Below are 26777 nucleotides of genomic sequence, written 5' to 3'. Positions count from 1 at the left end.
AAATGAGAAATAAAATTTTAGGCTGTCTCATGGCTCTCGCTGCCGCCGCGCTGATAACGGGCTGCGAGAACAAGGATGATAAAAAATCCGCGACGCAATCGGCAAAAACACAGGCGACGCCCGCCGCTGCAGGCATGATAGAGACACAAAAAGCAGACTCAAACGCAACCGCGCAAAAAGACTACGATCAGTTTATGAGCTACGATATAAACGGCAAAAAGAGAGTCAAATTTGGCCTGGACGACGAGGAGAGCGAGACTAGCCGCTCGGTCGGCGCGCTAGCGATGGTGCGAAGCCCGCTGCAAAGCATAAATTTAAAACTCGTAAAAGGGCGCCTTAGCAAGGACTTTATCGTAAAATGCTCCGCCTGCCACGACGACTACGCCAACGGCATCATCGGCCCGTCGCTGCTAAATAAAACCTCGGATCAAATTTACGACATGATCGCCGCGTATAAGAGCAAGCAAAAGGCAAATCCGCTGATGAAAGATCTGGTGCGTGGCATGGACGAGGCGCAGATCAGGGCGCTAGCTAATGAAATCAGCGAATTTAACGAGCAATTTAGAAAAAAATAGGAGGCTAAAATGGGAAAGAAAATAGCGATAATCTTTGGAGCTTTGGTCTTGGTTCTTATGATTTTTATGCTGACTAGCCAGCCCTCAGCGCCCATAAAAGATGCCAGCAGACCCGAGCTAAAGCCGGCGCAACAAACAAAGCCAAAAGTCGTAAACGAAGAGCTAAATTTGCAAGATAGCGAAGAGATCAAAAAGATAAAACAGCTACAAAACAGCGTCGTAAATCAGCCTAGCGAGGGCGTTAGCAAACGATACCTGACCTCCTGCGCGCCTTGTCACGGAGCAAACGGCAAGGGCGTGATGGCGCCTAGCATCGCTGGTAAAAGCAAGGGCGAAATCCTAGCTTCGCTAAAAAACTACAAAGAGGGCAAAGTACCAAACAGCCTAATGAAGGAGCTTCTCACGAACGTATCAGACGAGGATCTAGGCGCGCTAGCTGATGAAATTTCAAAATTTAAAGAGTAGCGGATGGATAAATATAGCACGCGTTGCACGGTCTCAAAGGTCGATTTTTTCGATACGCTGACGATAAAAAACGGCGAGGGCAAAAAAAGCCTCAGCTGGCGAGGACGCCGCCTAATCGTGATCGCGCTAGTGCATATTTTGTTTGTGCTTTCTTACCGCGCGGATATTCAAATTTTAGAAGGCGACATCAGCGGATCAAGGATTTTAGGTTTTCATTTGACCGACGCTTTTATGAGCTTTCAGGTATTTGCCGCGACGCACGAGTTTCCGATAAATTTGATCATCGGCACGGCTACGATTTTGCTTTTTTACGCGCTCGTGGGCGGGCGAGCGTTTTGCGGCTGGATTTGCCCTTATACTTTTTTGGGCGAGATCGGCGAGAAAATACACGAAAATTTAGCCGCTAAAAAGATAATCAAACGCCGCGAGTTCGATCCCAAATGGCGCTACGTCTTTACCGCGCTTTTTATCGCGATGAGCTTTGCTAGCTCGCAGCTCGTGTTTGAGATATTTAGCGTGACGGGCATCGTGTCTAGGTTCGTCATTTACGGCTATTTTCACGCGATTTGGTTTGCCCTCTTCGTGCTTTTAGTCGAGATTTTCTACTCTCGCAGAGGCTGGTGCCGCTACGTCTGCCCCATCGGCGCGACCTACTCGCTACTAACACGCACCAACGCCGTAAAAGTCAGCTGGAACAAAGATCGCTGCGACCACTGTTTAGTCTGCATAGATACCTGCCTCGTGCCGCACGTGCTTGAAATCACGAAGAAAAACGCTAAACTTGACGGCGACGAAAATAAAAAAGAATTTCGTCTCGTGGGCGGCGACTGCACGCTTTGCGGGCGCTGTATCGACGTGTGTCACCACGACGCGCTGAAATTTGACAACGGCTTTAAAAAGCTCATATAAAAGGATAAATTTGATAATCTTAAAAGACATCACAAAGGCTTTTGGCTCGCAAAAGATACTGCAAAACGTAAATTTAAGCATAAAAAAAGGGCAAAAAACGGTCGTGCTCGGACAAAACGGCGCGGGTAAAAGCTCGCTGATGCGCATCATACTGGGCGAATTTAAGCCAAACAGCGGCGAGGTGCGAGTAAACGGCTTTGATCCTTTTACCGCGCGCAAAGAAGCCCTTAGCGTGATATCTTTCGTCCCGCAAACGCCGCCGCCGCTAAAATTTAACCTAAAAGAGCTTTGCGAGTTCGTCTGCAAAAGCTCAGGCGTTGCGCAGGAAAACATAGAGAAATTTTGCGAAAAAATGGAGCTTGATCTAAAAGGAAACTTTCACAAGCCCTTTTACAAACTCTCGGGCGGTATGAAGCAAAAAATGCTAATCGCAATCGCCTTTGCTAAAAACACCGAAGCCATGATGTTTGACGAACCGACGGCAAATTTAGACCCGAAAGCCAGGCGAAATTTTATGGATCTACTAGGCGAGTTTGCGTGCGAAAAGACGCTGGTTTTTATCTCGCACAGACTTGATGAGGTGCAGGGCATATCAAACCGCTACGTCGAGATGGACCTGGGGCAGATCATAAAAGACGAGCCGATCTATCAAGGAGGCGCGCATGCGTAACCTGCTACTCATCGCCAAACTAGACGTCGCCGAGTCGCTACGCTCGCGCTGGTTTCTCATCTATATGCTGGTTTTTATGGGGCTTATCGTTACTTTTATCTTTAGCGGTGTGACGGACTCGCGGGTGCTGGGCTTTAGCGGGCTTACGCGACTTTTGCTGCTTTTTATCCAAATTTGCATCGTTATCGTCCCCATTTTTATCCTCATCTCGACCGTGCGCAGCATCAGCGCCGACCGCGACACGAATTTGCTCGAGTACATGCTTAGCTTCCCCGTTAGCCTGGGCGAATACTATTTCGGCAAGGCTTTGGGGCGCATTTTCGTTATTTTCGTGCCGCTTTTGCTCTCTTTCGTTTTAGCCGTAGTTGCCGGTCTAGTTAAAAAAATCGAAATCCCGTGGGATATCCTAAGCCTATACACCGCCCTACTTTTCGCGCTTAGCTTCGTGTTTTTGTCGTTTGGATTTCTCATCTCCTCGGCTATCAAAAACCAAGAAATGGGTCAAGGCGTCGCGTTTTTACTCTGGCTTATCTTGCTAGCGTTTTTGGATCTAGCTCTCATGGGCTTTTTGATGAAAAGTAACGTGCGCGAAGATATCATATTTTTTATCGCGCTCATTAACCCGATCGAGGTCTTTAGGATCGCGGCGATTAGCCTGTTTGATCCGAATTTAGCCGTTATCGGCGTGGCGTCAAACTTCGTGCTAAATAACTTTAGCGTATTTGGCTTCGTGCTTTACTCGATTTTTTACCCGCTGATTTTGGGCACGATTATGCTTGTCGGGGGGTATTTTATCTTTAGCAGCAGGGATTTGGTGTAAATTTAGCTAGTCTGCGGTAGCCGAATTTGGCGTTTAGGTAGGCTAGCTAGTCGTTTTATCAAGCAAATTTAACGCCCGCGCGGCTAAAGCACGATGAAACGACGCTATTTTTACGCTATCCATAACCGCTAAAACCCAAAATTTATCATCGTTATGAGTCGTATTAGATTTAAGTTCAAAATTCGCCTTTTATTTTATCGCGGTAATATATTTATTGGACGCCACTTTACCGACCGGCGGCTGGGTATCTTGACCCCATATATAGTAGCTTAGCAACTGTTTTGAATAGTCGTCGTTTAAATTTAGATTAAATACAGCCATTGTTTATCCTTTGTGTTGAAATTTTATTTTTTGATTTGAAATTTGCTTGGTAAATTTCAAATGATTAGGCTTTTTAGCCGACTTTTGCTTCCCTACTACGCAAATAATATTCTTCCAATGGATAATTTAGATTTCCGCAGTTATCGAATTCCTTACCCTCTTTTTTCGTATCAAATAGCATTACTTTGCTCCTATCTTCATAATGTTTTTTAGTAATAACATCAATTTCTGCTCTATCATGTAAGTATTCGCTGTGATTATAACGTAAGTAATTTTTATTAACTAAAACAAATTTATCTAGTAATAAATCGGCTGTAACTGTTTTATTATCACCGTTAATAAGGACTATCGGCCTATCAAATCCGAAGCCTGCGCCGTCCGAAGATATTTTTAGATATTTTTTAGGATCGGTTTTTTTAGCCTTTAACTCTTTTATCAGTATCTCCTCAGTTGTTTTTCCCTCCTTATAATACTTTTGTAATACCTCAAACCAATTCGATAAATTTATATTTTCTAATTCATAATATGCGATTTCATATGCGCTGTGCCGGGAACTACCATAAGCATAAACCCTATAATCATTGATCATTTGATCTAGTTTTAGATCATAATCCAAATACTGCCCTATCGCTCTTTTATACAGCTCCTCTCTCTGTAAAATTCTATCCTCTTTGAGGCAGTATCCCTGTTTGTATTTGTCGTAGTCGGAAAGGGAAACTATCGCAAAGCCTCGCGAGGTAGAATAATCTGGGATTATGCGGATAAATGCGGCGCCAAGTATCGCCGTAAAAAGCAATACCGACCAAACCATCTTTTTAAGTTTGCTACCGAAGAGTTTTTGTTTTAAATTTAAGTTCAAAATTTGCCTTGTTGTTTTATTTTCATTATGATTATATTGTGATTAAACTTAGGTGTTTATAAGCGGGTATCGCTGTTTTAAAATTTAATTTTGCAGGAGTCTTTTGCTAGAGCTTAGACGATAGGCAAATTTGACGACCTAGCCGCCAAATTTGCAAATTTATAGCCTAAATTTAAGCCTCAGCTTCCTCCGCCGTGCCCAAATTTCCCTCGCTAGCGACCAACTCGGCCGCTAGCTTTTTACTTGATTTAAAGTCCACTTTGCCCGTTCCTAGCACCGGTACGGCTTCGACTTTAAAAATCCTTGAAGGCTGCATGATGGACGGTATCGCGGATGCCCTGATGCGCGCACCCAGCTCCTCCTCGCTTATCTCGCCGCTAAAGAGCATAACGACTTGCTCGCCCTTTTTCTCGTCGGCTACGTTGGTGCAGACAAAGGTCGCCTCATCGCCCAGCACGGATGAGATTTGAGCCTCGACCGCGCCCAGGCTTATCATCTCGCCGCCGATTTTGGCAAAGCGAGAGAGTCTATCCGTGATCGTTAGAAAGCCCGCCTCGTCTAAAAAGCCGATGTCGCCGCTGTTATAGTAGCGCACGCCGTCTAGTTCGACGATCGCCTCTTTCGTGCGCTCCTCATCTAGATAGTAGCCTTTCATCACCTGATGGCCGCCGATTAGGATGAGGCCCGCCTGTCCGTTTTCTAGCTTTGCTAGGCTCGTTGGATCGCAGATTCTTATTATCGTGCCGGCCGTCGGTAGGCCCACGCTGCCCTCTTTTGAGAAAACGAGCTCTTTAAAAAACTCGGGCTCTAGTACGTTTGCGGTATTTACGCTAACGACTGGCGAGGTCTCGGTCGTGCCGTAGCCTTCGTAAATTTCGACGCCGAATTTCATCTTAAACTCGCGCTTGACGGCCGCGTTTAGCTTCTCCGCGCCGGCTATCGCGTAGCGGATCGTAGAAAACATCAGCGGATTTAGCTTTTTGTTTTTGGTATAGAGCCTAAAAAACGTCGAAGTGCCAAACATTATCGTCGCGTGGTATTTAGCAACCATCTTGCCCACGGCAAAGGCGTCCGTGGGATCAGGCACGTGAGCGGAGGCGATACCTTCGCTAAGCGGGAAAAAGGTCGCCGCGGTAAGCCCGAATGAGTGAAATATCGGTAGCGACGCTAAGATAACGTCGTTGCCGTCCGTATTTACGATCTCTGAAATTTGCTTGATATTAGCCATTATGTTTTTATGCGTCAGCACGATGCCCTTTGGCGTGCCTTCGCTGCCGCTGCTAAAGAGTATCGTCGCATCGTCGTCGATGCGAACGTCGCGAAAATAAATAAGCTCAAGCAGCCAGCGCGGCATCAAAATCGCCTTTAGCATCGCGCAAATTTTATCAGCCTTGCTTATGCCCTGCGCGACGTCTTCGAGATAGATTAGTCTACCTTTTAGAGATTCTTCCAGCTCAAAGCCGCGAGCCTTTAGCTTGGCGATAAACTGGCGAGAGGTGATTATGCTTCTTAGTCCCGCCTTGTCCGCGCAGCCGATCAAATTTTGCTCGCTAAGCGTGTAGTTTAGATTTACGCTTATCTTGCCTCTGATAAATAGCATCAAATTTATAATGCTACCCATCACCGAGGAAGGAAGTATCACTCCGACGTTTCGCTCTTTTAAAAACGAGAATTTAAATTTAGACAAAAACACAAGCACCGTAGCGATAACCTTGAGATTGTTTAAATCAGCGCCCGTGCTATCTACCATCGAGCGTTTAAACAGATCCGCTTTAGCGTGTTTTAGCCAGCTAAACTGCATAGGTTCTAGAGTTTTTAGATACTCCGCCCAGCTAAAAAACGACAGCTCGACGACCTTTTCGCGTACCTGCGGGGCTTTGGTCTCAGGTGCCAAAGGCGCGCCGAAGCTCACCCTGATAGCGCGCTTGCCGTCTATTTTACGGCTGATTTTTTGGTAGTATTTTTGAGCGCGCGAGAAGCTAGAGCCCCAAAGACCGCGCAGATAAAACGGCACGATGACGGAGTTCGTATCGCTTGCGGCTATCTCGTAACCGTGCGCAAACTCGTCTATCTGGCCGTTATAGCTGATATGACCCTCAGGAAATAGCGCCACCACGTCGCCCGCGTCTAGGCGCTCGCGGATCTTTTCTAGCGCGCTTTTGCTAGCGCCCGCGCCTATCGGGATCACATCAAATAAATTTAACAGCCATTTTAGGTACCAAATTTCATAAAAGCTCTTATGCATCGCAAATCTAATCGGGCGCGGAGAGGCCATCTGCAGCACCGCCCAGTCTATCCAGCTCATGTGGTTGCCAAGCAGCAACACGCCGCCTTTTTGCGGGATATTTTCGACGCCGTCGACGTTGATCGTGTAGCCGATCCTAAAAAACGGCATGATAAGTAAACGAGCAAAAAGATGCGGCAGGTACTTTATCGCTACCAGCGCGCAGATAAGCACGCTAAAAGAGGTAATGACGAAAATTTCGGGCGTACTAACGGCAAATATGCTAAACGCCATCGCAAGCAGCAAAAACGCCGCCATAAAGATGTTTTGGATAAAGTTACTGCCCGCTAGCGTGCGGCCCATCTGCTCTTCAGAGGTAAAAAACTGGATATTTGCGTTTAGCGGTACGATGAAAATGCCGCCGCTAAAACCGAACAAAAACGACGCCAGCGTCATAAACGCAGCACTTGAGCCCTGCGCGAACATAAGTAGCGAAACAAAAAGCCCAAGCGCCCCAAAAGGCACGATGCCCATCTCGATGTGGTTTTTCGAGTAACTGCCCGCTAGCGCTGAGCCCACGACTAGACCGATGGTGCTAACGGCTAAAATCGCCTGCACGATCATGACGTTGTTATCCGCGCTCATAGCTTTGTAGTGAGCCGGGAAAACGGCGATAACCAGCTGCGCCACCGCCCAAAAAACAGAAAGTCCCAGCGTACATAAAAAGGCGTTTTTGTTGTTAAAGATGTGCCTCGTGTTTTCTTTTAAGTAGCCTAGCTTAAAGTACTTTTTCGCGTCAAATTTCAGCCCCGCATCAGTCGCCTCGAAAAACGGAATCTTAAACGTAAAAATAGTCTCGGCTACCGAGCAAACGAAAAGTATCGCGCCGATAAACCAGACCGATTTTATCATCTCTGCGGCATCCGTGCTAGTAGCGGCGTAGCTCTCGAAAATCGCCGAGAAAACAAACGAACCAAGCAGTATCGCCACGATAGTAAAGGCCTGCACGATACCGTTTGCAGCGCCTAGCTTTTCTGCGCCCACGATTTTTTTGATGAGGCCGTATTTAGCGGGGCTATATACCGCGCTTTGCACCGCTAGCAGCAGCGTCGTACCGAACGCCACGTAAAACCAGCCGCAAAGGTAGCTCACCGTTATAAAAAGCGTGAGTAAAATTTCGCTCGCCGCCGCGTATCTCGTGATGCGGGTGCGCGAAAATTTATCGTTTAAAAAGCCCGAAACGCTAAAAAGCATGATGTAGGGCAGCAAGATTAGTAAATTTACGAGCGAAGTTAAGATGATCTGTAAATTTTCATCCTCTATGCTCTTAAAAAGTATGTTTTGGATCGTGATCTTGTGACCAAGATCCACGACCGCGTTGATAAACATAACGATCAAAAAGGGCAAAAAGCCCCTAACCGAAAAAACGCCTTTCATTTGTTCTCCTTTTTGTAGGCATCAAAGGTGTGAAAATTTAAGATATACGGTTTTAGGATCAAGATATTATCGAAAACGAGCTTTAAGGCCGCATTTTTATCCTTTGCTTTCGCGTAAATTTCGCGCGCGCACTCGGCTTCGATTTTGGCCGTTTGCTTGGCTAAATTTATATATGTTTGCAAGATCTCTCGCCCGCGATCGCTCTTTTGGGTCTCTAGCACGATTTGCAGGATCTCGACCTCTTTTTCGGTTATCTTGCCGCCTCGCATAAAGATAAATCCGTCCTCTATAAATTTATCCAGCTCGGCCTGGCTGATACCCAGCCTCTCGCACGCCTGCTCGGCGCTTAGCGTCTGGGCAAAATTTGACCCCATAAAGGTATCGAGCGAATCAAAAAGCGCCTCGTAGCAGCGCTTAAAGCTAAAGCCCTTTTGCTGCGTGAGCGCCTTGACCTCCTTTAGGCTGAGGTGGAAGTTGCTCTGGACGTATTTGATGAAATTTAGCATCAAAAGCGTGTCCTCGCCGTACTGATGGACGTTGTCTTTTACCTTCACGGGCTCGGGCAAAAGCCCTTCCTTGACGTAAAAGAGTATCGTTGATTTGGGCGTTTGCGATAGTTCGCAAAGCTCGCTCATCTTGTAGCTCATCTCTTTCCTTTCGTTAAATTTGACGAAATCTTACGCAAATTTAGCTTAGAGAATCATAAAGTGTAAAGCACCACTTGACACTTTTTAAAATTTAGGCTATGATTTCGTCAAATTTTAAAAAAGGAGAAACGATGTTTCGAGATGGTTTTTATAGCGCAGGCGAGAGTTTGGAGGCTTTTAGTTCTGGTGTAAATTTGAGAGGTGGAAAAACGGCGGCAAATTTGACGCCAAACTCGACCTGCGCGAGTGCCGCAAACTTTGGCTTCAATTTGGCTCGCAAAACGGAAACAAATTTAACTCGCACAAATTTAGCCGAGCAGAACGCGCGGATAAATTTGAGCTCAAATTTAAGAGTGAGCAAGACGGCCGCGCCAAAAACGCTCGGGCCTGGCCAAAACGCGGCAAGTCAAATTTACGCCAAAGATAAATTTGCCGAAACGAGCGTAAATTTAACCGCAAACGAAGCAAATTCGAGCGGGTTTTCGCGGAGTAAATTTAACGAAATCGCCGTGCGGGAGAGCGAACTTAGCGGCTTACAAAACGCAAATTTAATGCAGATAAAAACCGTCGATATCCACTCGCATTTGCTTAGTGCGGACGTAAAATTCGACCGATTTTACGACAAACTAGCGCTTGCGTTTTTCGCTAAGAAATTCGACATAAACAGGCGCGAGCTTATAAAAAACGGCTTTGAGGGCTATAAAAGCAACTTCGCGCGGCTGATTAAAAGCTCAAATTTCGTCCAAAAATCCGTGGTTTTTGGCGTCGATGCGAAATTTGACGCGAGCGGAAATCTCGTACACAAGGACAAAACCGTCTGCGCCTCAAACGAGGACGTTTTTGCATTTTACGAGCAAAATCCGAGCGAAGTCGTGCCGTTTTTTAGCGTAAATCCAAACCGCAAAGACGCGCTAAATTTGATAGAAAAGTACCATAAAATGGGCTTTAAGGGCGGCAAGCTGCTGCACTCGTACTGGGAGACGGATCTAAACGACAAGCGCTACGAGCCATATTTTAGGCTACTTAGCGAGCTTGGGCTGCCGCTTGTTATCCACGTGGGCGACGAAAACTCGCTGGCGTCAAACAAGGCCCTTGAGAGCATCGAGCAGCTAAAATCCCCGCTAAATCTTGGTTGCCGCATCGTCTGCGCTCACATGGGCGCCTCAAGCGACGGCGCCCTCACGGCGCTTTCCAGGGATCCCGAGAAATTCGGCGCAAACTACTTCACGCTACTTGGTTGGCTGCGCGAGTTTGACGGGCTTTATGCCGATGTTTCGGCGCTGCTTTGCATAAACAAGGCCCGCATCCTGCCACACCTAAAAACCCAAACGCAAATCCACGACAAAATCCTTTTTGGCACCGATTTTCCCGTGCCTTTTAGCGTGATTTTAAGCAGCTACGACCTGCCTTTGCGAGACCGCCTCGCGCTAAACCATATCCAAAATCCACTCGATCGCTACGTGCGCGCGATGAGTTTGTATTTTGGCGAGGATTTGCCGATTTTTAGCAATTATAAAAAGATTTTGGGGGAGATTTGAGCTTGGGTTTGGGGCGCAAATTTAATAGTGGGCATGCAAATTTGAGTGCAGCTGGTAAAATTTGCACGTATTTTGGCGGCGTAGCTTAAATTTCGAATTTTAAGTGTATAAAAAGCAAATTTAAGCCGCCGCCTTAAGATAAATTTTGCTAATTCGCCTGATTTGGCGTTGATTTTTCGTTTTCTGCTCCGTTCTTGTATTTGTTTATAGCTTTTTTGTATTTTTTGGCTTCTTCTTTGTCCGACTCTAGCCAATCTTTAAACTCACTCGAAGTAAGCCGCCTGCGATCGTCTATCGGGTTGCCGCTTTCGTCTAAGTCGGCTCTACGCACTCTGTTACTAACCTCGTCCGCTTCTTGCGAACCTTTGGCATCTAAAAGACAAAAACTTAAATTCGGCTTGTGTATATTTAAAATCGTGTTCGCACATCTGCGCGGGCCATTTATTATTTCATGATCAGAAAACCTCAAAAGCGAGCGCACGAGCCCCCCGCCGTAAGCCTCTTCTGAGCTCTCAAAACAGATATCAAAGCCGAAATTATGAAAAAATATGTCGCCGACGCTCGACACTCGTTTGTAGCTATTTTTATCCGCACTCGTATAAATTTCGATCTCTGCAAAAGCGAATTTTTCGCCCGCAACCTCTAGCGCACAGTTTTCTAGCAAGTCGCGCATAAAATTTTCTATCTCTTTTTGGGTCGCATTATTTGGGTCTAAACGCGAAAAAAATTCTTGCATTTTTTTATCGCCTTGCATTTTTACTCCTATTTTTTATTTTACGCTCAATGACAAATTAAAGTCCCGCTTTATCGAGGTCGCGCTAAATTTGATTATTTTTTAAATTACTTAAATTCGACGCTAAATTTAAAGCGACAAACTACCACCTGCCGCTAGCTCCGCCGCCGCCGAAGCCTCCGCCTCCTCCGCTAAAGCCGCCTCCGGAGCTTCTGCTGCTTCCGCTAAATCCGCCACCGCCGTAACTGCCTCCAGAGCCGCCGCCATGCAAGCCTCTACCGCCGGTTTTCATATTTCGCATTAGGTACAAAAGTAGCACAAAAAGAACGAGCAAGACCCCGCCTCTAACAAGCAGATTCTCGATACCAAACGTCCCTGCGACTACGCCCGAGATAAAGCCCGATAGCGTCGCGCTAACTCCGATTCGCAGAGCCGCCGCGCCGAAAATAGCCGAAGCAAATACCATCACCATGCCAACTACTATCCCGTAGGCTTCCACAGGCGTCTCATCTTGCTTTTCTATCTCCTCCTTCACCCCCTCATCCCCATCAAGTAGAGCGATTATCTTTTGTATGCCTATGTTTATACCGTTTTGGATATCGCCTTTTTTAAACTCAGGGATTATGTAGTAGTTTATGATACTGCTACTAAGAGCGTCCGTCAGCACGCCTTCTAGGCCGTAGCCGACCTCGATACGCACCTGCTTGTCGTTTGGCGCGACTACTAGCAGCGCACCGTTATCTTTGCCTTTTTGTCCTATACCCCAACGTCTAGCTAGTTCTATGGAGTACTCTTCTATTTGAGCGTTACCTAGAGATTCTATAGTAGCTACTACGACTTGATTAGTGGTATTGTTTTCATGAGTAGCTAGTAATGTTTCTAGTTCGTCTTTTGTGCTCTGGCTTAGTACTCTTGCTTGATCTACTACCCTGCCGGTTAAGGCAGGGAAATTTGAACTCTTTTCGTTTGATGTTTGAGTAGCGGTTTGTTTTACGGTTTTGTTTTGTTCGGTAGCATTATCTGCTGCCGATAAATTTATAGCCGTAAGTCCTAAAAGCGTAAAAACGCAAAATAAAGTAGATAAAATGCGTTTCATTTTTGTACCTTGGTTGGGTTATTTGGCGAATGATACGTCCGGCGCGCTTTGTTCAGTCTCGCTTGCTTCAAACGTCACGCGCGGTTTGAGCTCTGGATAAAAAATCGCGGCTATAAACTTATCCGGTATCTTGCGAAGGGCGATGTTGTAGTCCTTGACCGCTGCGATATAGTCCTTTCTAGCGACTGCGATGCGATTTTCCGTACCTTCAAGCTGACTTTGAAGCGAGAGGAAATTTTGATCGGCTTTTAACTGAGGGTAGTTCTCGGTGATAGCCATTAGCCTAGATAGCGCGCCGCCTAGAGTTTTTTGAGCGTTTTCAAACTCTTTTAGCTTAGCAGGATCGTCTAGCGAGCTAACGTCGATCGTCATTTGAGAGGCTTTGCTTCTAGCTTCCGTTACTTCCTTAAATACGCCTTCCTCGTGGCTAGCATAGCCTTGGACGGTTTTTACCAAATTTGGGATAAGATCGGCGCGGCGTTTGTATTGGTTTTGCACCTGAGCCCATTTCTCTTTGACCGTCTCGTCGAGTACCGGAAAGGCGTTAATATACTTCATGGCAATACCGCCAATGATACCTAGGATAACTAGAAAAGCGACTAGATTTTTCATGGGTGCTCCTTGAAAAGATTTTCTATCTCCATTATACATCTAAATACATTTAAAAGTAATAATTTTTAAATAAATTTTACATTGTGTTAAACACATGCCTAAAAATTTAAAGCAAAAAAAGTAATATGCTAAATTTGCATATTACTTAAATAATTCTTAAAAAATTATACTAATTTTAAAACTAAATTTATATTTGCCGTTGTATAATAATCTCATAAATTTCAGTAATACCAGAAAGGAGCGAAAATGGAAGAGATAGTAAAGACTACCTGTCCATATTGCGGTACGGGCTGCGGCATCGATCTTATCGTGCAAAACGGTAGAATCGTAGACGCCAAACCCAGCAAAGATCACCACGTAAACGACGGCGAACTTTGCCTAAAAGGAATGTTCGGTTGGGAGTTCGTAAACTCTCCTAAACGCTTAAGCCGACCGATGATGAGGAAGTTAAACGGCGTCTACGACAAGCACGGCGAGCTTGAAGAAGTGAGTTTTGAGGAGGTTTATGATTTCCTCGCGGATAAATTTAAATCCACCGTCGCAAAATACGGTCCAAACTCGATCATGGGCTTTAGCTCTGCGCGCTCAAATAACGAAGACAACTACGTTTTCCAGAAATTTTTCCGCGCTCAGGGTAGCAACAACGTCGATCACTGCGCCCGTCTTTGACACGCTCCTACAGTGGCAGGTCTTGCCAACACGCTAGGAAACGGAACGATGACGAACGATTTGGTAGAATTCGCTACCGATACGGACGTATTTTTACTCATCGGCACCAACACAAGCGAGTGCCACCCGATCATCGCTATGCAGATGCAGCGAGGCTTGCAGCGCGGCGCCAAGATGATCGTCGTAGATCCAAAGCGCACCGATATGGCCAAAAAAGCCGACATCTATCTGCAAATCCCGATCGGAGCGAATATCAAAACGCTAAACACGATGATGCACGTCATAATCGCCGAAAATTTGCAAGATAGCGAATTTATAGAAAAATACTCCGAGGGATTTGAATATCTAAAAGAAGTGGTTAAGGACTTTACGCCTGAGCGTTTCGAGCGCGAAACCGGCATAAAAAAAGAGCTCATCATAGAGGCAGCTAGAATGTATGCTAAAGCAGGTGCGGCGGCGATTTGCTACACGATGGGTATCACGCAGTTTAGCGACGGTACGTCAAACGTCTTTTCACTATCAAATTTAGCCGTTTTAACGGGAAATTTAGGCAAAAAGGGCGCTGGCGTAAATCCTCTGCGCGGTCAAAACAACGTCCAAGGCGCATGCGACATGGGCGCGCTGCCTAACGTCATCCCGGCAGGCGCGGTCAATAGCCCTTACGCGCAGGAGCAAGCGCGCAAAGTATGGCACTTTGAGCTAAATCCGGTTCCTGGCTTTAAGCTAACGCAAGCACCCGATAAAATGGATAGCGGCGAGCTAAAAGTCCTCTACGTCTACGGCGAAAACCCCGTAATGAGCGACCCTTGGACCGAGCACTTCGTCCACGCCGTCCATCATCTAGACTGCTTTATCGTGCAAGATTTGTTTTTCACAGAGAGCGCGCACAAGGCCGACGTGGTGCTACCTGCCGCGGGCTGGGGCGAAAAGGACGGAACCTTTATCAACACCTCTCGCCGCGTCCAACGCACTCGCAAAGCTAGCGAGCCCGTTAACGGCGTGGAGCCCGATTGGAAGGTCGTTTGCAATATCGCAAACCGCATGGGGCTAGAGGGGTTTGACTTTGCGAGCCCTGAGCAAATTTGGAACGAGCTAAGGGAGCTTATGCCTAAATTTTTCGGCGGTATCAGCTACTATAGACTAGGCAAACTAGGCGGTATCAGCTGGCCATGTCCAGACGAGGAGCATCCGGGTACGCCGGTGCTTTACGCAGATCACAAGTCCATGCTGCCTGGCGGCAAATTCCGCTTCGCGCCGGTACTTTACGTAGATGATAAAGAGGGGCGCGCAAAGGCTGAGGCCGAATTTAGAGCTAAGATGAATATCCCAGAGGGCTATCCGGTCGGTAGCGGCGCACTTAGCGAAGTGCCTGACGAGGTCTATCCGTGCCTATTTACGACGGGGCGCAAGGTCTATCACTACCACACAGGTACGATGACGAGAGAGTGCCCTGCCCTAGAGTACGGTGCTGGCGTAGAGGGCGCACTCATAGAGGTGAGCCCGGATATCGCTCGCGAGAGAGAGCTGGAGGAAGGCTGCTACGCGCTCGTGCAAAACAAACGCGGCCAGATCGCAGCAAAACTGCGCGTCAATCCGGATCTAAAAGAAGGCACGATATTTACGACCTTCCACTATAGCGAGGCCGACGGCAACGAGCTAGCAAACGCCGGCGACCCAGATCCGCTCTCAGGCATCACGCCGCTAAAGATGACGATAGCAAATATCAGACGTCTAAGCGAAGAGGAATTTATCAAATTTAGAGAGCAAAACGAGATGTCGATGCACTCGGCAAATCCGTATTTATCGCCTGTTAGAGCATAAATTTAGGGCGGGAGACCGCCCTTTTTCTACTTAATTTTATCCACTTTTATTTCAAATTTACCCGCATTCAAATTTGACGAACTATCTATGTAAAATTTAATGAAGATAAAGAAGTATGAGTCAAAGTAAAATTTAATGAAATCAAAGAAGCGTGAGTCAAATTTGACGCAGCCAAACCGCGTCAAATTTGGTGTAATAGTTCGCCCCGCCAAAGCGAGGAGCGAAAATTTAGAAGCTGTATTTTAGCCTGTCGCCCGCGTAATAAGCAAGCTTCCAGGTCGGAGTTTGTTTTAGGTCTTTAAATCCGTAGCCGCGAGCCTTGACTCTGTCGCCGTAGATTTTCTCTATCATTGCAGATTCGCCTACTAGCAGCGCCTTTGTCGAGCACATTGCGGCACAAACCGGCACTTTGCCTTCGGAAATTCTATCCTGGCCGTACTCTTCGCGCTCGGCTTCGCTATTTGTCGGTAGCGGACCGCCTGCGCACATCGTGCACTTATCCATCGAACCTTTGGCGCCAAACACTCCCTCGCGCGGGAACTGAGGCGCGCCGAACGGACACGCGTATAGGCAGTATCCGCAGCCGATGCAGATATCTTTGTCGTGTAGCACTACGCCGTCGGCTCTGATATAAAAGCAATCGACCGGGCAAACCAGCGAGCATGGAGCATCCTCGCAGTGCATGCAGGCTATCGAGGTCGAGATCTCTTTACCTGGCACGCCCTCGTTTAGCGTGATAACGCGGCGGCGGCGGATGCCAAGAGGCAGCTCGTGAGCCTCGTCGCAAGCCACCGCACAGCCGTTACAGTCGATACATCTATCGTCGTCGCAGTAAAATTTAAGTCTATTGTTATCGTTAAATTCGCTCATTTTACGCCTTTTCTATGCGGCATAGACCGCTTTTTGTTTCTGGGATCTGAGTGTTTATATCATATCCGTAGTTAGTGACAGTATTTGCGCTCTCGCCTACCGCATAAGGCTTCGTGCCTTCCGGGAAATTACCCGTCATATCAACGCCTTGCATATAACCCGCATAATGAAACGGCATAAAGATGGTGTCGGGTTTAACGGACGGTACCACTCTGGCGCGCACCTTAACCTTAGTACCTTCAGGCGAATGAACCCAGATGAAATCCCAGTTTTTAATGCCGTGTTTAGCCGCAAGTTCAGGGTGGATATCCGCAAACATCTCAGGCGTCAAGCGGCTTAGATACATACTAGCTCTCGTCTCCATGCCCGCGCCGCTAAAATTTACGAGGCGAGCCGTCGTGAGGATAATAGGAAACTCTTTTGAGTAGTCCTTTGCTAGCTGGACGGATTTAAATTTTGTATCGACGCGGTTTTGAAGTTTCTTATCCTCAAAGCTCGGATACTTCTGCGCTAGATCAAATCTAGGCGTATGCAGCGGCTCTCTGTGAAGAGGAATTTGATCCGCAAAAGTCCAAACGATCGTCCTAGCTCGCGCGTTGCCGTACGGAGCGATGTTTTTCTCCATGCATTTTTTAGCGATGATATTACTATCGTCATGTATCCAGCTGCCGCCTATTTTAGCCTTTTCATCCTCGGTTAGCGTGATGCCTAGCACCTTTTCGATGTTATCTTTTTTGATCTCCGGATATCCGCCCTTGACAAACGAATCTACTGGCGCGCTACCGTCTGCGGCTAATTGGCTAACTCCGTTATGCTCTAAGCCGAAGCGGTTTCTAAAACCCATACCGCCTTGCCTAACGGATTTGTTTATATCGTAAAGTATCGGGCTGCCCGGATGATCCTCAGTCCAGCACGGCCACGGCAAGCCGTAGTATTCGCCTTCGACTACGGTGCCCGGTTTTCCTAGACTTGTTTTTTCGTCAAATTTATCCCAGTTTTCTTGGTGCTTTTTGAGCCTTTCCGGAGTCCAGCCCGTCATGCCGATAGTTTTTATTATATTTGCGATCTCGCGCGTAGCGACCTCAGGCCACTCGATCTTACCTTCGGCGTCTCTGATCGTGCGCGTTAGCTCGTCATAGTAGCCTAGCCTTTTGGCAAGCTCAAACAAAATTTCGTGATCCGGCATACTCTCAAAGAGAGGCTCTACAACCTGACTTCTCCACTGGCCGCTGCGGTTTGTCGCTACAACCGTACCGCTGGTTTCAAACTGCGTCGCCGCAGGCAGTATGTAGACGTCGTCTTTTTTGTCAGTTATCACGCCGGCATCGTTTACGAAAGGATCTACCAGCACTAAAAGCTCAAGCGCATCTAGGCCTTCTTTTACTTTTACTTGTTGCGCGGTTGATGTGATACCGTTGCCGATTACCACTAAGGCTTTTATACTGTCGCCGGCATTATCTACGGCTTCGTTGCCGTTTTTACCGTCAAGCACGCCCGCCCACCATTTTGATAGCGTAAATCCGGGTTTAAACATCATTTCAGGCTTAACGAAATTCTTTTGGAGCCATTCAAAATCGACCTTCCACATCTTAGCGAAGTATTTCCAGTTGGCTTCGTTTTTTGGATAGTACCCGGGTAGCTCGGTCGGCAAATTCGCCATATCCGTCGCGCCTTGAACGTTGTCGTGGCCGCGAAGGATATTACAGCCGCCGCCGCTAACGCCCATATTTCCTAGTACTAGTTGCAGGATCGGAGCGATACGAGTGTTTGAGCTGCCTATGGTGTGCTGAGTTAGACCCATCGCCCAAACGACCGATCCCGGGCGATTTTTGGCATAAACTTCGGTTATCTCAAGAAGCGTCTCTTTTTTGATCCCGCAAACATCGGCTACGACTTCGGGCGTCCATTTGGCAGCCTCTTCGCGGATCAGATCCATACCGTAGACGCGGTCGTTTATAAATTCCTTATCTTCCCAGCCGTTTTGAAATATGATATTCATCATGCCATACATAAAAGGTATATCCGTGCCGGTACGAATTTGAGCAAAATAATCAGCCTTAGCCGCAGTTCTCGTGTATCTTGGATCGACCACGATTAGCTTTGCGCCGTTATTTTCCTTTGCTTTTAGAAAATGTCTAAAGCCGACCGGGTGATTTACCGCCGGATTTGCGCCTACTATAAAGATAGACTTCGCGTTTTGGATATCTCCAAGATGATTGGTCATAGCTCCGTAACCCCAAGTATTCGCCACACCGGCGACTGTAGAGCTGTGTCAAAGACGTGCTTGGTGATCTAGATTATTAGTCCCGAACATCGCTACGAATTTGCTTATATAATAGCTTTGTTCGTTGCAATCTTTTGCAGAGCCTAGAAACATTACTTGCTCTGGATTTTTTTCGCGATACGCTTTTAGTTTGGCGCCGATTTCATCAAGAGCCTCTTTGTAGCTGATGCGTTTCCATTTGCCGCCTACTTTTTTCATCGGGTATTTTACACGGCAGTGAGAGCGCACCATATCGATGACGTCGCTACCCTTACAGCAGTGGCCGCCAGCGCTTACCGGGTGGTCTTGAGCTACCTCTTGGCGTACCCAAACGCCGTTTTCTACCTCGGCGCGCACTCCGCATCCAACAGAGCAAACCGTACAAACGGTTTTTACGATTTTAGAGTTTGGAAACGGATTTGCCATTTCTTCTTTTGTGGCGCTTCTAGTTACGCCGCTAGCAGCCAGCCCGCTCATGCCGCCCGCTACGCCTGCTAGCGCGGCCATTTTTAAAAACGATCTTCGCCCGACTGCGTTTGAGTGGGGCATAAGACGTAAATTTGCCTCAGACATATTTATCCTTTCTTAAATTTTATTTATTTCGCTTGTTCGTAGTATAGATCCCAGTTTTTGCTTCTTTTATAAAGCACCTCGGTCTTTTTGCTTTTACCGTATTTTAGGTTTGACGCCGCTGCCGTCGCTACTCCGGCCGTAGCCGCTACAGCTCCGACTAGCCCCGCCTTTTTTAAAAATTCTCGCCTATTTTTTTGCATTTTCTTCCTCCATAGCTTTTAGCTTTCTCACTCGGTTTTTTTGTCTTCTTATAGCCTCAGATCTTGAAACTCCGTCCAAAGTCTTTTTGTTTTCGCCGTGATTTATAGGACGCGGCGCGCTTAAAACTACGCGCTCAAACTCGATAAATCCTTGCAGTAGTACCGCGACGTCTTTGTAAATTTCGCTGCTTTCGTGATTAAAAAGACTCTCTATAAACTCATCGATATTTGGATTTATGATCTCTTTAAAAAGCCGCTCTTCAAGCTCTCCGTATAGCTCCAGCTCGCTCTCTCGCGCGATAAATTCGCTCATCAGCGCAAAAACGAAGCCCACGTTGTCTTCGCTTTCTTTAAATTTAGCCTCGTCGCGTCTAAGATCTGTGCTGGCTAAAATTTTACGCACTTTAGCGCAAGCATGCCCGACCTCGTAACCCTCGTCGTAGTAGGACAGCGAGTTTCTAAGCGGACTTGGCGGAGCGTGGAAAATTTCATCGAATTCATCCACTAAATTTTGCGGATTTTTCTCGTCGAATTTTGCCTGTATGCGCATTATCGCGGCGGCCGATTCTTCGTTTAGAGCGTGCGCCGAGGCAAGGCCTAGCATCGCGTTTACGCCGCTAAATCTATCAGCGCCTTGGCTAAAAACGAAAAAACGCGAAAAGAGCGAGTAGTAAAGCCCGCGTCCCGCCGCAAATTCGCCCTTGCTAGTCATCGCCTTCCTTTATCATTTTTATCTATTTTTTGAGATTTTTCTCGATTGTGAAACTATACTACTTTTTGGCTTATTTCTTATACTTAAAAAAAAATAAATTAAAAAAATTAATATACGCTTAAATATGCCTTAATTGCATATTACTTATGGCGATTTTTAGGGGGTAAATTAAATATGAAATTTCCGCATATATCTCGCATTTACGCTTCATTTTGATATTTACTTTTAACTCGGCTATTTTAACGGGCGTTAAATGAGTCTAAATTTAAAATTTGAAACGAAATTTGCAAAATTTGAGGCTCATTCAAGCCCCAAAAACGCTCCATCGTCAAATTTAAAATAAATATTTTCGCCGACGTTAAAAATTTGCGAATTAGGCGCCAGCGTTTTAATCAAAAAGTCGCCGACCTTGATTTTCACCAAAAGCTCTTTGCCAAGATAGAGCGAAACCGAGTGCAAAATACCGCTCAAGCACCCATCAATCTGTGTTTTGCTTAGCGTGATTTTGCCGGGATTTACGGCGATCTTTGCAGCGCTACGCAAATTTGACGGCAAATTTACGATAGCGTTTTCGTCAAATTTCAAAACCCCATCACGCGCGTCGAATATATTTTTGTATTCGAATTCACACACGCGCCCCTTGTGCAAAAAGACGTTTTCTTCGGCGATGGCGGTTAGCCATTTATCGTCGTGGCTAGCGATCACAAAGCCGCAGCCGTATCTTTGCCGCATGTAAAGTACCGCCTTGCCAAACAGCTTTGACGTGCCCACGTCCACGCTATTTGTCGGCTCGTCAAGCAGATAAAGCCGCGATCTGAGCGCCAAATTTAACGCAAAACTAACGCGCTGCGTCTGCCCGGAGCTTAGCTCAAAGTGGCGCTTGTTTAAAAAACTCTCGTCAAGCCCGACCAAATTTAACGCCTCGCTCGCTCGCTCGTCAAATTCCCCTAGCTCTCCGCGGCTTTTTAAAACGGCTTTAAAATTTTCTCTCACGGAGCGTTTTAAAAGCGCGGGCTCGGGTAGCAAAACGCTAACGTCGCGCAGTAAATTTAAGTTAGGCGCGCTGCTTCCCCACAGCCGCACCTCGCCACTAGTTGGCTTTTGTAAAAACGACATCACTCGCATCAGCGTACTTTTGCCACTGCCGTTGCTACCTGTTAGCGCGGTGATTTTGGTGACATCGATATCAAGGCGCGGGATGTTTAAAATCTCGCTCGCGCCGTAGTTTAGGCGTAAATTTCTAACGTTTATCACTTTTCGCCTTTATCGTTAAATTTAAACAAAAAGCTCAAATTTGACGCGCCCAGCCCGCATTCCGAGAGCATAGAATTTCTAAATTTATCAAATTTCATTTATCAAGCCTTTTTAGCGCGTGTATCGCCAAATTTACGGCAAATGCGATAAAGATAAGCACCAAAGCCAGCGCTATACCCATCGCAAACTCGCCCTTATTCGTCTCCAGCGACACCGCGGTCGTGATCGTGCGGGTAAAATATTTGATATTTCCGCCGATCATCATCGCCACGCCGACCTCAGCCACGATACGCCCGTACGCCGTCGCTACGACCACCATCAGAGCATATCTTAGCTCGTAAAGCACGCAGCCAACGAGCCTTGGAGGGCTCAGGCGTAAATTTAGGATGGTTAGATAGTGCTTTTTGTCCATATTTTCCACGACGCTAGCGCTTAGCGAGATGATGATGGGTAGTGCTAGCACGAACTGCCCCAGCATCACGGCCTTTAGCGTAAAAAGCAACCCAAACTCGCCAAACGGGCCGTTTCGCGTGATAAAGGCATACAAAATAAGCCCGATCGCAACCGTCGGCATCGCAAGCGCCGTATCGCTAAGTAATCGTAATACTCGCCGTCCGCGAAAATCGTAAAATCCCAGCGTAAATCCAAACGGAAAGCCGACTAAAATCGCAAAAAATATCGAAACGCTCGAAGTGTAAAGCGTCGCCCTGATCGCCGAATACGTCTCCTCATCGCCGCTAAAAAGCAGCCTAAAGGCCTCTAAAAATCCGTTTAGTAGAAAGTCCAAATATTCTTTCCTTGCATATTTCTTAAGTGTTAATTTAATGTGCTATAATAGCATACTTTTTAAAAAAGGAGAAAAATGAAAAAAGTAATATTAGGCTCGCTAATCGCGAGCGTTTTGGCATTCGCGGGCGATAGCGAACTCATCATGGCAACTACCACCAGCACCGATAACACGGGGCTACTAGACGCGATCTATCCTGCGTATAAGGCAAAAACCGGCGTCGATATCAAATGGACTGCCGTAGGCACGGGAGCAGCTTTAAAACTAGGCGAAAACTGCGATGCGGACATACTTTTCGTGCATTCGCCAAAAGTTGAAAAAGAATTTGTAGAAAAGGGCTTTGGCGTCGAGAGAAAACCCGTAATGTACAATGACTTCGTCGTAATCGCCGATAAATCTATCGCCGATAAATTTAAAGGCAAAGATATCAAAGAGAGCTTTGAGCTAATCAAAAAAGAGAATATCAAATTTTTCTCTCGCGGCGATAAATCAGGCACCGACAACAAAGAAAAAGGTATCTGGAAAAAAATCATCGGCGAAGTACCTGAAAAAGACAGCTGGTATATGCAAACAGGCCAAGGCATGCTAGCTACCATCAACGCGGCAGCCGAGCAAAAGGGCGTGACGTTCACCGACCGCGGCACCTACATCAAGTACGAGGACACCAAAAAAGGCGCGCCTGAGATGGTCATCATCAACGAGGGTGACAACGACCTAAAGAACTTCTACTCGCTAATCGCGGTAAATCCGAAGCACTGCGCTAAGGCCGACATCGAAAACGCGAATAAATTTATCGAGTGGGCGACTAGCGAAGAGGGTCAGAAATTTATCGGCGACTTTAAGCTGCTAGATAAGCCGCTTTTCACGCCTGACGCAAACAGTCGCAAAAACTAATTTTATTTACGCGCAAATTTGAGCCGAATTTACGGCTTAAATTTGCGTGATTCGGGCGCGCTTTGCGCCCTTTCCTTTCTTAAATTTACTCTTTTCATTATTTTAAATTTGATCAAATTTGACCGCCCAAACCCGTATCTTTACAGCGTAAAATTTCAAATTTGACCTTTTCGCGAGTCAAATTTAACCCGATCAAATTTAAATCTTCCCGCCGAACATCTCATACATCGCTTTTTCTTCGCCCCAAATTTCGTGGTGCTTTTTGATACAGGATTTTATCGCGCCCACTAGATAGCGCACGTCCTGCTCGGTGTGCGTATAGTGCAGGCTCACGCGCACGAAGCCGGGCTTGCTCTCAGGCATGCGTCCCTCCTTGATACCCAGCAGATCGTGAGCGTAGGGCCCCGCACACATCACGCCCGCGCGCGTCTGGATGCCAAAGTCGTTGCTAAGACTCGCAGCGAAATCATACGCCGATACGCCGCGCACGTTAAAGGAGATTATCGGTAGCCGCGGCGCGCCCTTTGGAGCGTAGTTTATGATCTCGTCTATGCCCGCTAGCTCGCTCTCAAAAAGCCGCGCTAGCTCATCCTCGGCGCTTTTTATTTGCTCGAAGCCTACCTCGTTTCGCAGCGCGTAGGCTAAATTTGCACGCATAAGTCCGATGATAGGCGGCGTGCCGCCCTCCTCTAGCTGCTCTGGGTTTTTCAAAAACACGTGCCCTTCGCGGCTGGCGTAGGCGACCGTCCCGCCCGCGGCAAATGTCGGCACGTCGCTGTTAAGCAGCTCTTTTTTGATCGCCAAAAGCCCGCAGCTAGCAGGTCCGCCAAGTAGCTTATGCGGCGAGAGGAAAATCGCGTCGAAGTAGTCGCAATCTAAATTTGCGTGCGAGCTCAGCGCCGCGCAGTCAAAGGCCACGATACCGCCCGCGGCTCTGATTAGCTCGCTAATCTTTTTATAATCGCTAATGACGCCCGTGACGTTTGATGCGGCGCTAAACGAGCCGATGATGCGACGTGCTGCGTTAAGCTTTAGGATGCGCTCAAGTGATAGCAGATCGATCTCTCCGCCCTCGCTAAGAGGCACGCGCAGGTAGTCGCAAAGCCCCTCGCGAAAGCTAAGCTCGTTTGAGTGGTGTTCGTAGGGCGAAACGAGCACGAGCGGAAGCTGCGCGGCGCGTAAATTTGTCTCGCCGATCGCGGCTCTGGTCGCAGGTGGCAGGTAGATGCCCAGCAACTCCTGAAATTTCTTGATCGCAGCCGTCGCGCCCTGCCCGCAAGCGATGAGACAAAACCGCTCGTCAAGCCCCAGCAGCTTTTTTAGGCTCTCGCGCGCGCCCTCGTAGCGTCTCTGCGTGATGATCGCGCTTGAACTACTGTCAGAGTGAGTGTTGGCGTAGGTTTTTAAAATTTCGCCTATCTCGCACTCTACGGGCTCGTAAGCAAGCCCCGAAGCCGCGAAATCAAAATAGTCCACGCCCTGTTTTAGGATGATATTTTTTCGAATTTCGTCTAAATTTAGCATTTTTTACTCTTTAAATTTGATGCGGTAATTATAGTAAATTTTCGCAAATTTAGGGCTTTTGCGGCGGAAATGATTTAGTAAATTTGGAGATTAAATTTGAGCAAGCTAAATTTAACCGCAAAGCGGCAAATTTAACTTAATAAAGCAGAGAATCGCGAGCCACAGAGGCTCACGACCATTTTATTATTTATTTATAAAATTTTTCTCTAGCCACTCGATAGCTTTTGCCTCGGTTTCGAAGCGTCCGCTTTTAGCGACCTGATTTTGCCCCTCGTAAAAGCGAATCCTGATACCGTCTTGGACGCTATCTACCTTTACTCTAGTGATCTTGTCTTTGTTTAGATAGACCCTATCGTTTAGTTTTACGTACATTTTTTCTCCCTTAAATTTAATGTGGTTTTATTTCTTTTTATCTTTTTTGTCGTCTTTGGTTGCGTCATTTTTCTCGCCGTCTTTTTTCAAAAACAACTCCTTAAAGCGCTTATCCGCAAAATCCTCGATATCGTTTTGAAGCTGCCTATAGGCGTTTATGAGCTCATGCGCGCGCTCGTTTAGCGTCGTGCCGGCGTTTTCGCCGCCGCCTTGTTTGGTCGTAAAGAGCTCCTCTTTTAGATTTTTTTGCAAAATTTGCAGATGATTCCAGCATTTTTTATAGTTCATACCTAGGATTTCGGCTGCCTTTGAGATCGAGCCGACCTCAGCGATGACGTCTAGGACTTCGGTTTTGCCTTTGCCGAAGATCAGCTCGCCCTCGTCGTTTTCTATCCAGGTTTTGGTTTTTACTCTCATCTTTTTTCCTTTCTTCTCCTTAAAACACCCCAGCTGGCAGTATTTTACGTCGATTTTATAGTCTTTTAGCGTCGAGCGGATCGTCTTTAGCCCCACGCCCGCAGCCGCGTCTCTAGCGTCTTTGCAAAGTATCCTGTTCTTTTCGTCGGTCATCTGCTTTAGCTGCGTCATCACGGTGTATTTGCCCCGTCCGTTTTCCAGCCCGCCAAACTGCCCTAGCTCGCAGTTGTCGATCTTTACGCCCATTTTTTCGGCCTCGTCGCTAACCTCGCCGATCTCTACGCCTAGCTTTGCAGCGATCTTAAACGCCGCTCCACAGTCTAGCCTGCCCTTTGGATTTAGCAGTTTGGTTATCAGTTCTTGGATTTGCTCACTCATAGATTCTCTCCGCGCCGCTATATACATTTATGTTTTCGCCGCGAGCAAAGCCGCATAGCGTTAGGTTAAATTTACGCGCTATCACGACGCCTAGACTAGTAGGGGCCGTGCGCGAAACGAGCACGGGGATGCCGTGCATGACGGCTTTTGCCACCATCTCGGAGCTCAGCCTCCCGCTCACCATCAAAAACGAATTTTGCAGCTGCGCGCCGGCTAGTACCGCCTTGCCGACGGCTTTATCTATCGTGTTGTGCTGGGCGATATCCTCGCCGATAAAAAACTGCTCGCCGCTCACGAAAAGCTTAGCCGTGTGCACGCAGCCCGTCATCTCGTAAAGCTCGCACTGCGTGTAAAACTGCCCCATCTGGCGCAAAATTTCATCTTTATTAAATTTAACCTCGCCCTTTATCGAGCGTGCCGCCATAGCCTCGGGATCGATGTTTGCCGTCGAGCTGCGCCCGCAGCCGCTGATTATCACCTTTTCCTCGTCAAACTGCTCGAGGCGCTTTTCGTTGATTTTAGCCATTACCCGCACGCTTAAAGCGTCGTCTGAGAGCTCGATACTCTCGATATCCTCGGGGCTTGCGATCAAATTTTCGCTGATTAGGTAGCCTGCGGCCAGCGCCTCCTGATCGGTCGGAGTCGCCATCACCGCGCCGAAACGCTTGCCGTTTATGTAGATCTCAAGCTTGATCTCGCGCACCAAAATATCATCAACGACGCTTTTTTGCACGCCTTTAAATTTGGTGATTTGGGTCGTAAAAATAGGTTGCATGATTTTCCTTAATTTTTGCGAAATGATAGCTTGAAAATCTAAATTTAAGATTTGATTGTAGTGAAATCTTGCTTAAATCAAGCAAAAACTTAAACGTATTTTAGCGCGTTTTTATCGGTATCTGATGATGATTTATATATGCAAAATTAGCATATATCTTAAATGCAAAATTTCTGCAATCGCTACTAAAAGCTTCACTACTAGTTTAGTCTAAATTTGACTTTTTCATTCCGCCCCTTTTCAAATTTAACCAAAAAAATATTTACACCGAATTTCAATTTACGAAATTAAATTTTTCTACTTCATTTATCAAAATACCTAAAATTCCGATAATCGTTAATGTAGAATATTTTAGTGACAAA

Annotated in this window: 25 protein-coding genes; 8 read left to right on the top strand and 17 right to left on the bottom strand. The window is 46.8% G+C overall.

Features of this window, described 5'->3' with window-relative positions:
* The first annotated feature begins 2 nt into the window (after window positions 1–2).
* Genes Q0386_RS09265 through Q0386_RS09245 form a run of 5 tightly spaced genes read left to right on the top strand, consistent with a single transcriptional unit; the run spans window position 3 to window position 3439 of the window.
* Window positions 3–575 (top strand): hypothetical protein, encoded by a 573-nt coding sequence (locus tag Q0386_RS09265; protein ID WP_299030106.1) that lies wholly within the window; start codon window positions 3–5, stop codon window positions 573–575.
* Between the two features lie 9 nt (window positions 576–584).
* A complete protein-coding gene (locus tag Q0386_RS09260) occupies window positions 585–1040 on the top strand; it encodes a c-type cytochrome (RefSeq protein WP_299030103.1) in 456 nt (151 codons plus the stop codon).
* A 3-nt stretch (window positions 1041–1043) separates the two neighbouring features.
* Complete coding sequence (locus tag Q0386_RS09255) at window positions 1044–1949, top strand: NapH/MauN family ferredoxin-type protein (protein ID WP_299030100.1); 906 nt, start codon at window positions 1044–1046, stop codon at window positions 1947–1949.
* Between the two features lie 10 nt (window positions 1950–1959).
* Window positions 1960–2619 carry an ABC transporter ATP-binding protein gene (locus tag Q0386_RS09250; protein WP_299030097.1) on the top strand — a complete coding sequence of 220 codons (660 nt, stop codon included), beginning with the start codon at window positions 1960–1962 and terminating at the stop codon, window positions 2617–2619.
* The gene (locus tag Q0386_RS09245; protein ID WP_299030095.1) at window positions 2612–3439 is read left to right on the top strand and encodes an ABC transporter permease subunit; all 828 of its coding nucleotides are present in this window, start codon (window positions 2612–2614) and stop codon (window positions 3437–3439) included. Before Q0386_RS09250 ends, Q0386_RS09245 begins: the two co-directional genes overlap by 8 nt.
* A gap of 189 nt (window positions 3440–3628) precedes the next feature.
* Here the strand turns inward: Q0386_RS09245 and Q0386_RS09240 are convergent, their stop codons facing one another.
* The 4 genes from Q0386_RS09240 to Q0386_RS09225 form a co-directional block, all read right to left on the bottom strand.
* Window positions 3629–3760: a hypothetical protein gene (locus Q0386_RS09240; protein ID WP_299030093.1), complete on the bottom strand. Its 132-nt coding sequence runs from the start codon at window positions 3758–3760 to the stop codon at window positions 3629–3631.
* A gap of 73 nt (window positions 3761–3833) precedes the next feature.
* Window positions 3834–4619 carry a hypothetical protein gene (locus Q0386_RS09235; RefSeq protein ID WP_367272403.1) on the bottom strand — a complete coding sequence of 262 codons (786 nt, stop codon included), beginning with the start codon at window positions 4617–4619 and terminating at the stop codon, window positions 3834–3836.
* A gap of 172 nt (window positions 4620–4791) precedes the next feature.
* Window positions 4792–8280 carry an acyl-[ACP]--phospholipid O-acyltransferase gene (locus Q0386_RS09230; RefSeq protein ID WP_299030090.1) on the bottom strand — a complete coding sequence of 1163 codons (3489 nt, stop codon included), beginning with the start codon at window positions 8278–8280 and terminating at the stop codon, window positions 4792–4794.
* Entirely contained in the window at window positions 8277–8927 is a 651-nt protein-coding gene (locus tag Q0386_RS09225) for a MerR family transcriptional regulator (protein ID WP_299030087.1), read from the bottom strand. Before Q0386_RS09225 ends, Q0386_RS09230 begins: the two co-directional genes overlap by 4 nt.
* A 131-nt stretch (window positions 8928–9058) precedes the next feature.
* On the opposite strand from Q0386_RS09225, the gene Q0386_RS09220 reads away from it, so the two are divergent.
* A complete protein-coding gene (locus Q0386_RS09220; protein WP_299030085.1) occupies window positions 9059–10465 on the top strand; it encodes an amidohydrolase family protein in 1407 nt (468 codons plus the stop codon).
* A 148-nt stretch (window positions 10466–10613) separates the two neighbouring features.
* Here the strand turns inward: Q0386_RS09220 and Q0386_RS09215 are convergent, their stop codons facing one another.
* The 3 genes from Q0386_RS09215 to Q0386_RS09205 form a co-directional block, all read right to left on the bottom strand.
* Window positions 10614–11201 carry a sulfate ABC transporter ATP-binding protein gene (locus Q0386_RS09215; RefSeq protein WP_299030082.1) on the bottom strand — a complete coding sequence of 196 codons (588 nt, stop codon included), beginning with the start codon at window positions 11199–11201 and terminating at the stop codon, window positions 10614–10616.
* A gap of 139 nt (window positions 11202–11340) precedes the next feature.
* On the bottom strand, window positions 11341–12294 hold the full coding sequence (locus Q0386_RS09210) for a TPM domain-containing protein (RefSeq protein WP_299030079.1): 954 nt from the start codon (window positions 12292–12294) through the stop codon (window positions 11341–11343).
* Between the two features lie 18 nt (window positions 12295–12312).
* The gene (locus Q0386_RS09205) at window positions 12313–12906 is read right to left on the bottom strand and encodes a LemA family protein (protein ID WP_299030076.1); all 594 of its coding nucleotides are present in this window, start codon (window positions 12904–12906) and stop codon (window positions 12313–12315) included.
* A 246-nt stretch (window positions 12907–13152) separates the two neighbouring features.
* Between Q0386_RS09205 and Q0386_RS09200 the strand changes: the two genes are divergently transcribed.
* Window positions 13153–15396 (top strand): molybdopterin-dependent oxidoreductase, encoded by a 2244-nt coding sequence (locus Q0386_RS09200; protein WP_299030073.1) that lies wholly within the window; start codon window positions 13153–13155, stop codon window positions 15394–15396.
* Window positions 15397–15624: 228 nt separating this feature from the next.
* On the opposite strand, the gene fdh3B is transcribed toward Q0386_RS09200, so the two are convergent.
* The 6 genes from fdh3B to tupB all read right to left on the bottom strand — a co-directional run bounded on the left by fdh3B (window position 15625) and on the right by tupB (window position 22055).
* Window positions 15625–16266 carry a formate dehydrogenase FDH3 subunit beta gene (gene fdh3B, locus Q0386_RS09195; protein ID WP_004321074.1) on the bottom strand — a complete coding sequence of 214 codons (642 nt, stop codon included), beginning with the start codon at window positions 16264–16266 and terminating at the stop codon, window positions 15625–15627.
* 1 nt (window position 16267) lies between these two features.
* Complete coding sequence (locus Q0386_RS09190) at window positions 16268–19078, bottom strand: molybdopterin-dependent oxidoreductase (RefSeq protein WP_299030191.1); 2811 nt, start codon at window positions 19076–19078, stop codon at window positions 16268–16270.
* Between the two features lie 47 nt (window positions 19079–19125).
* On the bottom strand, window positions 19126–19302 hold the full coding sequence (locus tag Q0386_RS09185) for a twin-arginine translocation signal domain-containing protein (RefSeq protein WP_009496297.1): 177 nt from the start codon (window positions 19300–19302) through the stop codon (window positions 19126–19128).
* A complete protein-coding gene (locus tag Q0386_RS09180) occupies window positions 19289–20014 on the bottom strand; it encodes a molecular chaperone TorD family protein (RefSeq protein ID WP_298792377.1) in 726 nt (241 codons plus the stop codon). The genes Q0386_RS09185 and Q0386_RS09180 overlap by 14 nt, the downstream gene beginning before the upstream one ends.
* 300 nt (window positions 20015–20314) lie before the next feature.
* Complete coding sequence (gene tupC, locus Q0386_RS09175; protein ID WP_299030068.1) at window positions 20315–21268, bottom strand: tungstate ABC transporter ATP-binding protein TupC; 954 nt, start codon at window positions 21266–21268, stop codon at window positions 20315–20317.
* 94 nt (window positions 21269–21362) lie between these two features.
* Window positions 21363–22055, bottom strand: coding sequence for a tungstate ABC transporter permease TupB (gene tupB, locus Q0386_RS09170; protein WP_299030065.1), 693 nt, complete (start codon window positions 22053–22055; stop codon window positions 21363–21365).
* Between the two features lie 75 nt (window positions 22056–22130).
* Here tupB and tupA point away from each other — a divergent pair, with 75 nt between their 5' ends.
* Window positions 22131–22949 (top strand): tungstate ABC transporter substrate-binding protein TupA, encoded by an 819-nt coding sequence (gene tupA / locus Q0386_RS09165; protein ID WP_087576732.1) that lies wholly within the window; start codon window positions 22131–22133, stop codon window positions 22947–22949.
* Window positions 22950–23147: 198 nt separating this feature from the next.
* Here the strand turns inward: tupA and Q0386_RS09160 are convergent, their stop codons facing one another.
* The 4 genes from Q0386_RS09160 to fdhD form a co-directional block, all read right to left on the bottom strand.
* On the bottom strand, window positions 23148–24473 hold the full coding sequence (locus Q0386_RS09160; protein WP_299030062.1) for an aminotransferase class V-fold PLP-dependent enzyme: 1326 nt from the start codon (window positions 24471–24473) through the stop codon (window positions 23148–23150).
* A gap of 183 nt (window positions 24474–24656) precedes the next feature.
* On the bottom strand, window positions 24657–24845 hold the full coding sequence (locus tag Q0386_RS09155) for a hypothetical protein (protein ID WP_004321084.1): 189 nt from the start codon (window positions 24843–24845) through the stop codon (window positions 24657–24659).
* Between the two features lie 27 nt (window positions 24846–24872).
* Window positions 24873–25640 (bottom strand): winged helix-turn-helix domain-containing protein, encoded by a 768-nt coding sequence (locus Q0386_RS09150; protein WP_299030059.1) that lies wholly within the window; start codon window positions 25638–25640, stop codon window positions 24873–24875.
* Window positions 25633–26415 (bottom strand): formate dehydrogenase accessory sulfurtransferase FdhD, encoded by a 783-nt coding sequence (fdhD, locus tag Q0386_RS09145; RefSeq protein WP_299030056.1) that lies wholly within the window; start codon window positions 26413–26415, stop codon window positions 25633–25635. Before fdhD ends, Q0386_RS09150 begins: the two co-directional genes overlap by 8 nt.
* Window positions 26416–26777: the final 362 nt, after the last annotated feature.

The sequence above is a fragment of the uncultured Campylobacter sp. genome (assembly GCF_938045625.1).
In the GTDB taxonomy this organism is placed as follows: domain Bacteria; phylum Campylobacterota; class Campylobacteria; order Campylobacterales; family Campylobacteraceae; genus Campylobacter_A.
Note: the sequence above shows the minus strand (reverse complement) of the source record. Positions and strands in the feature narration are given on the sequence as shown.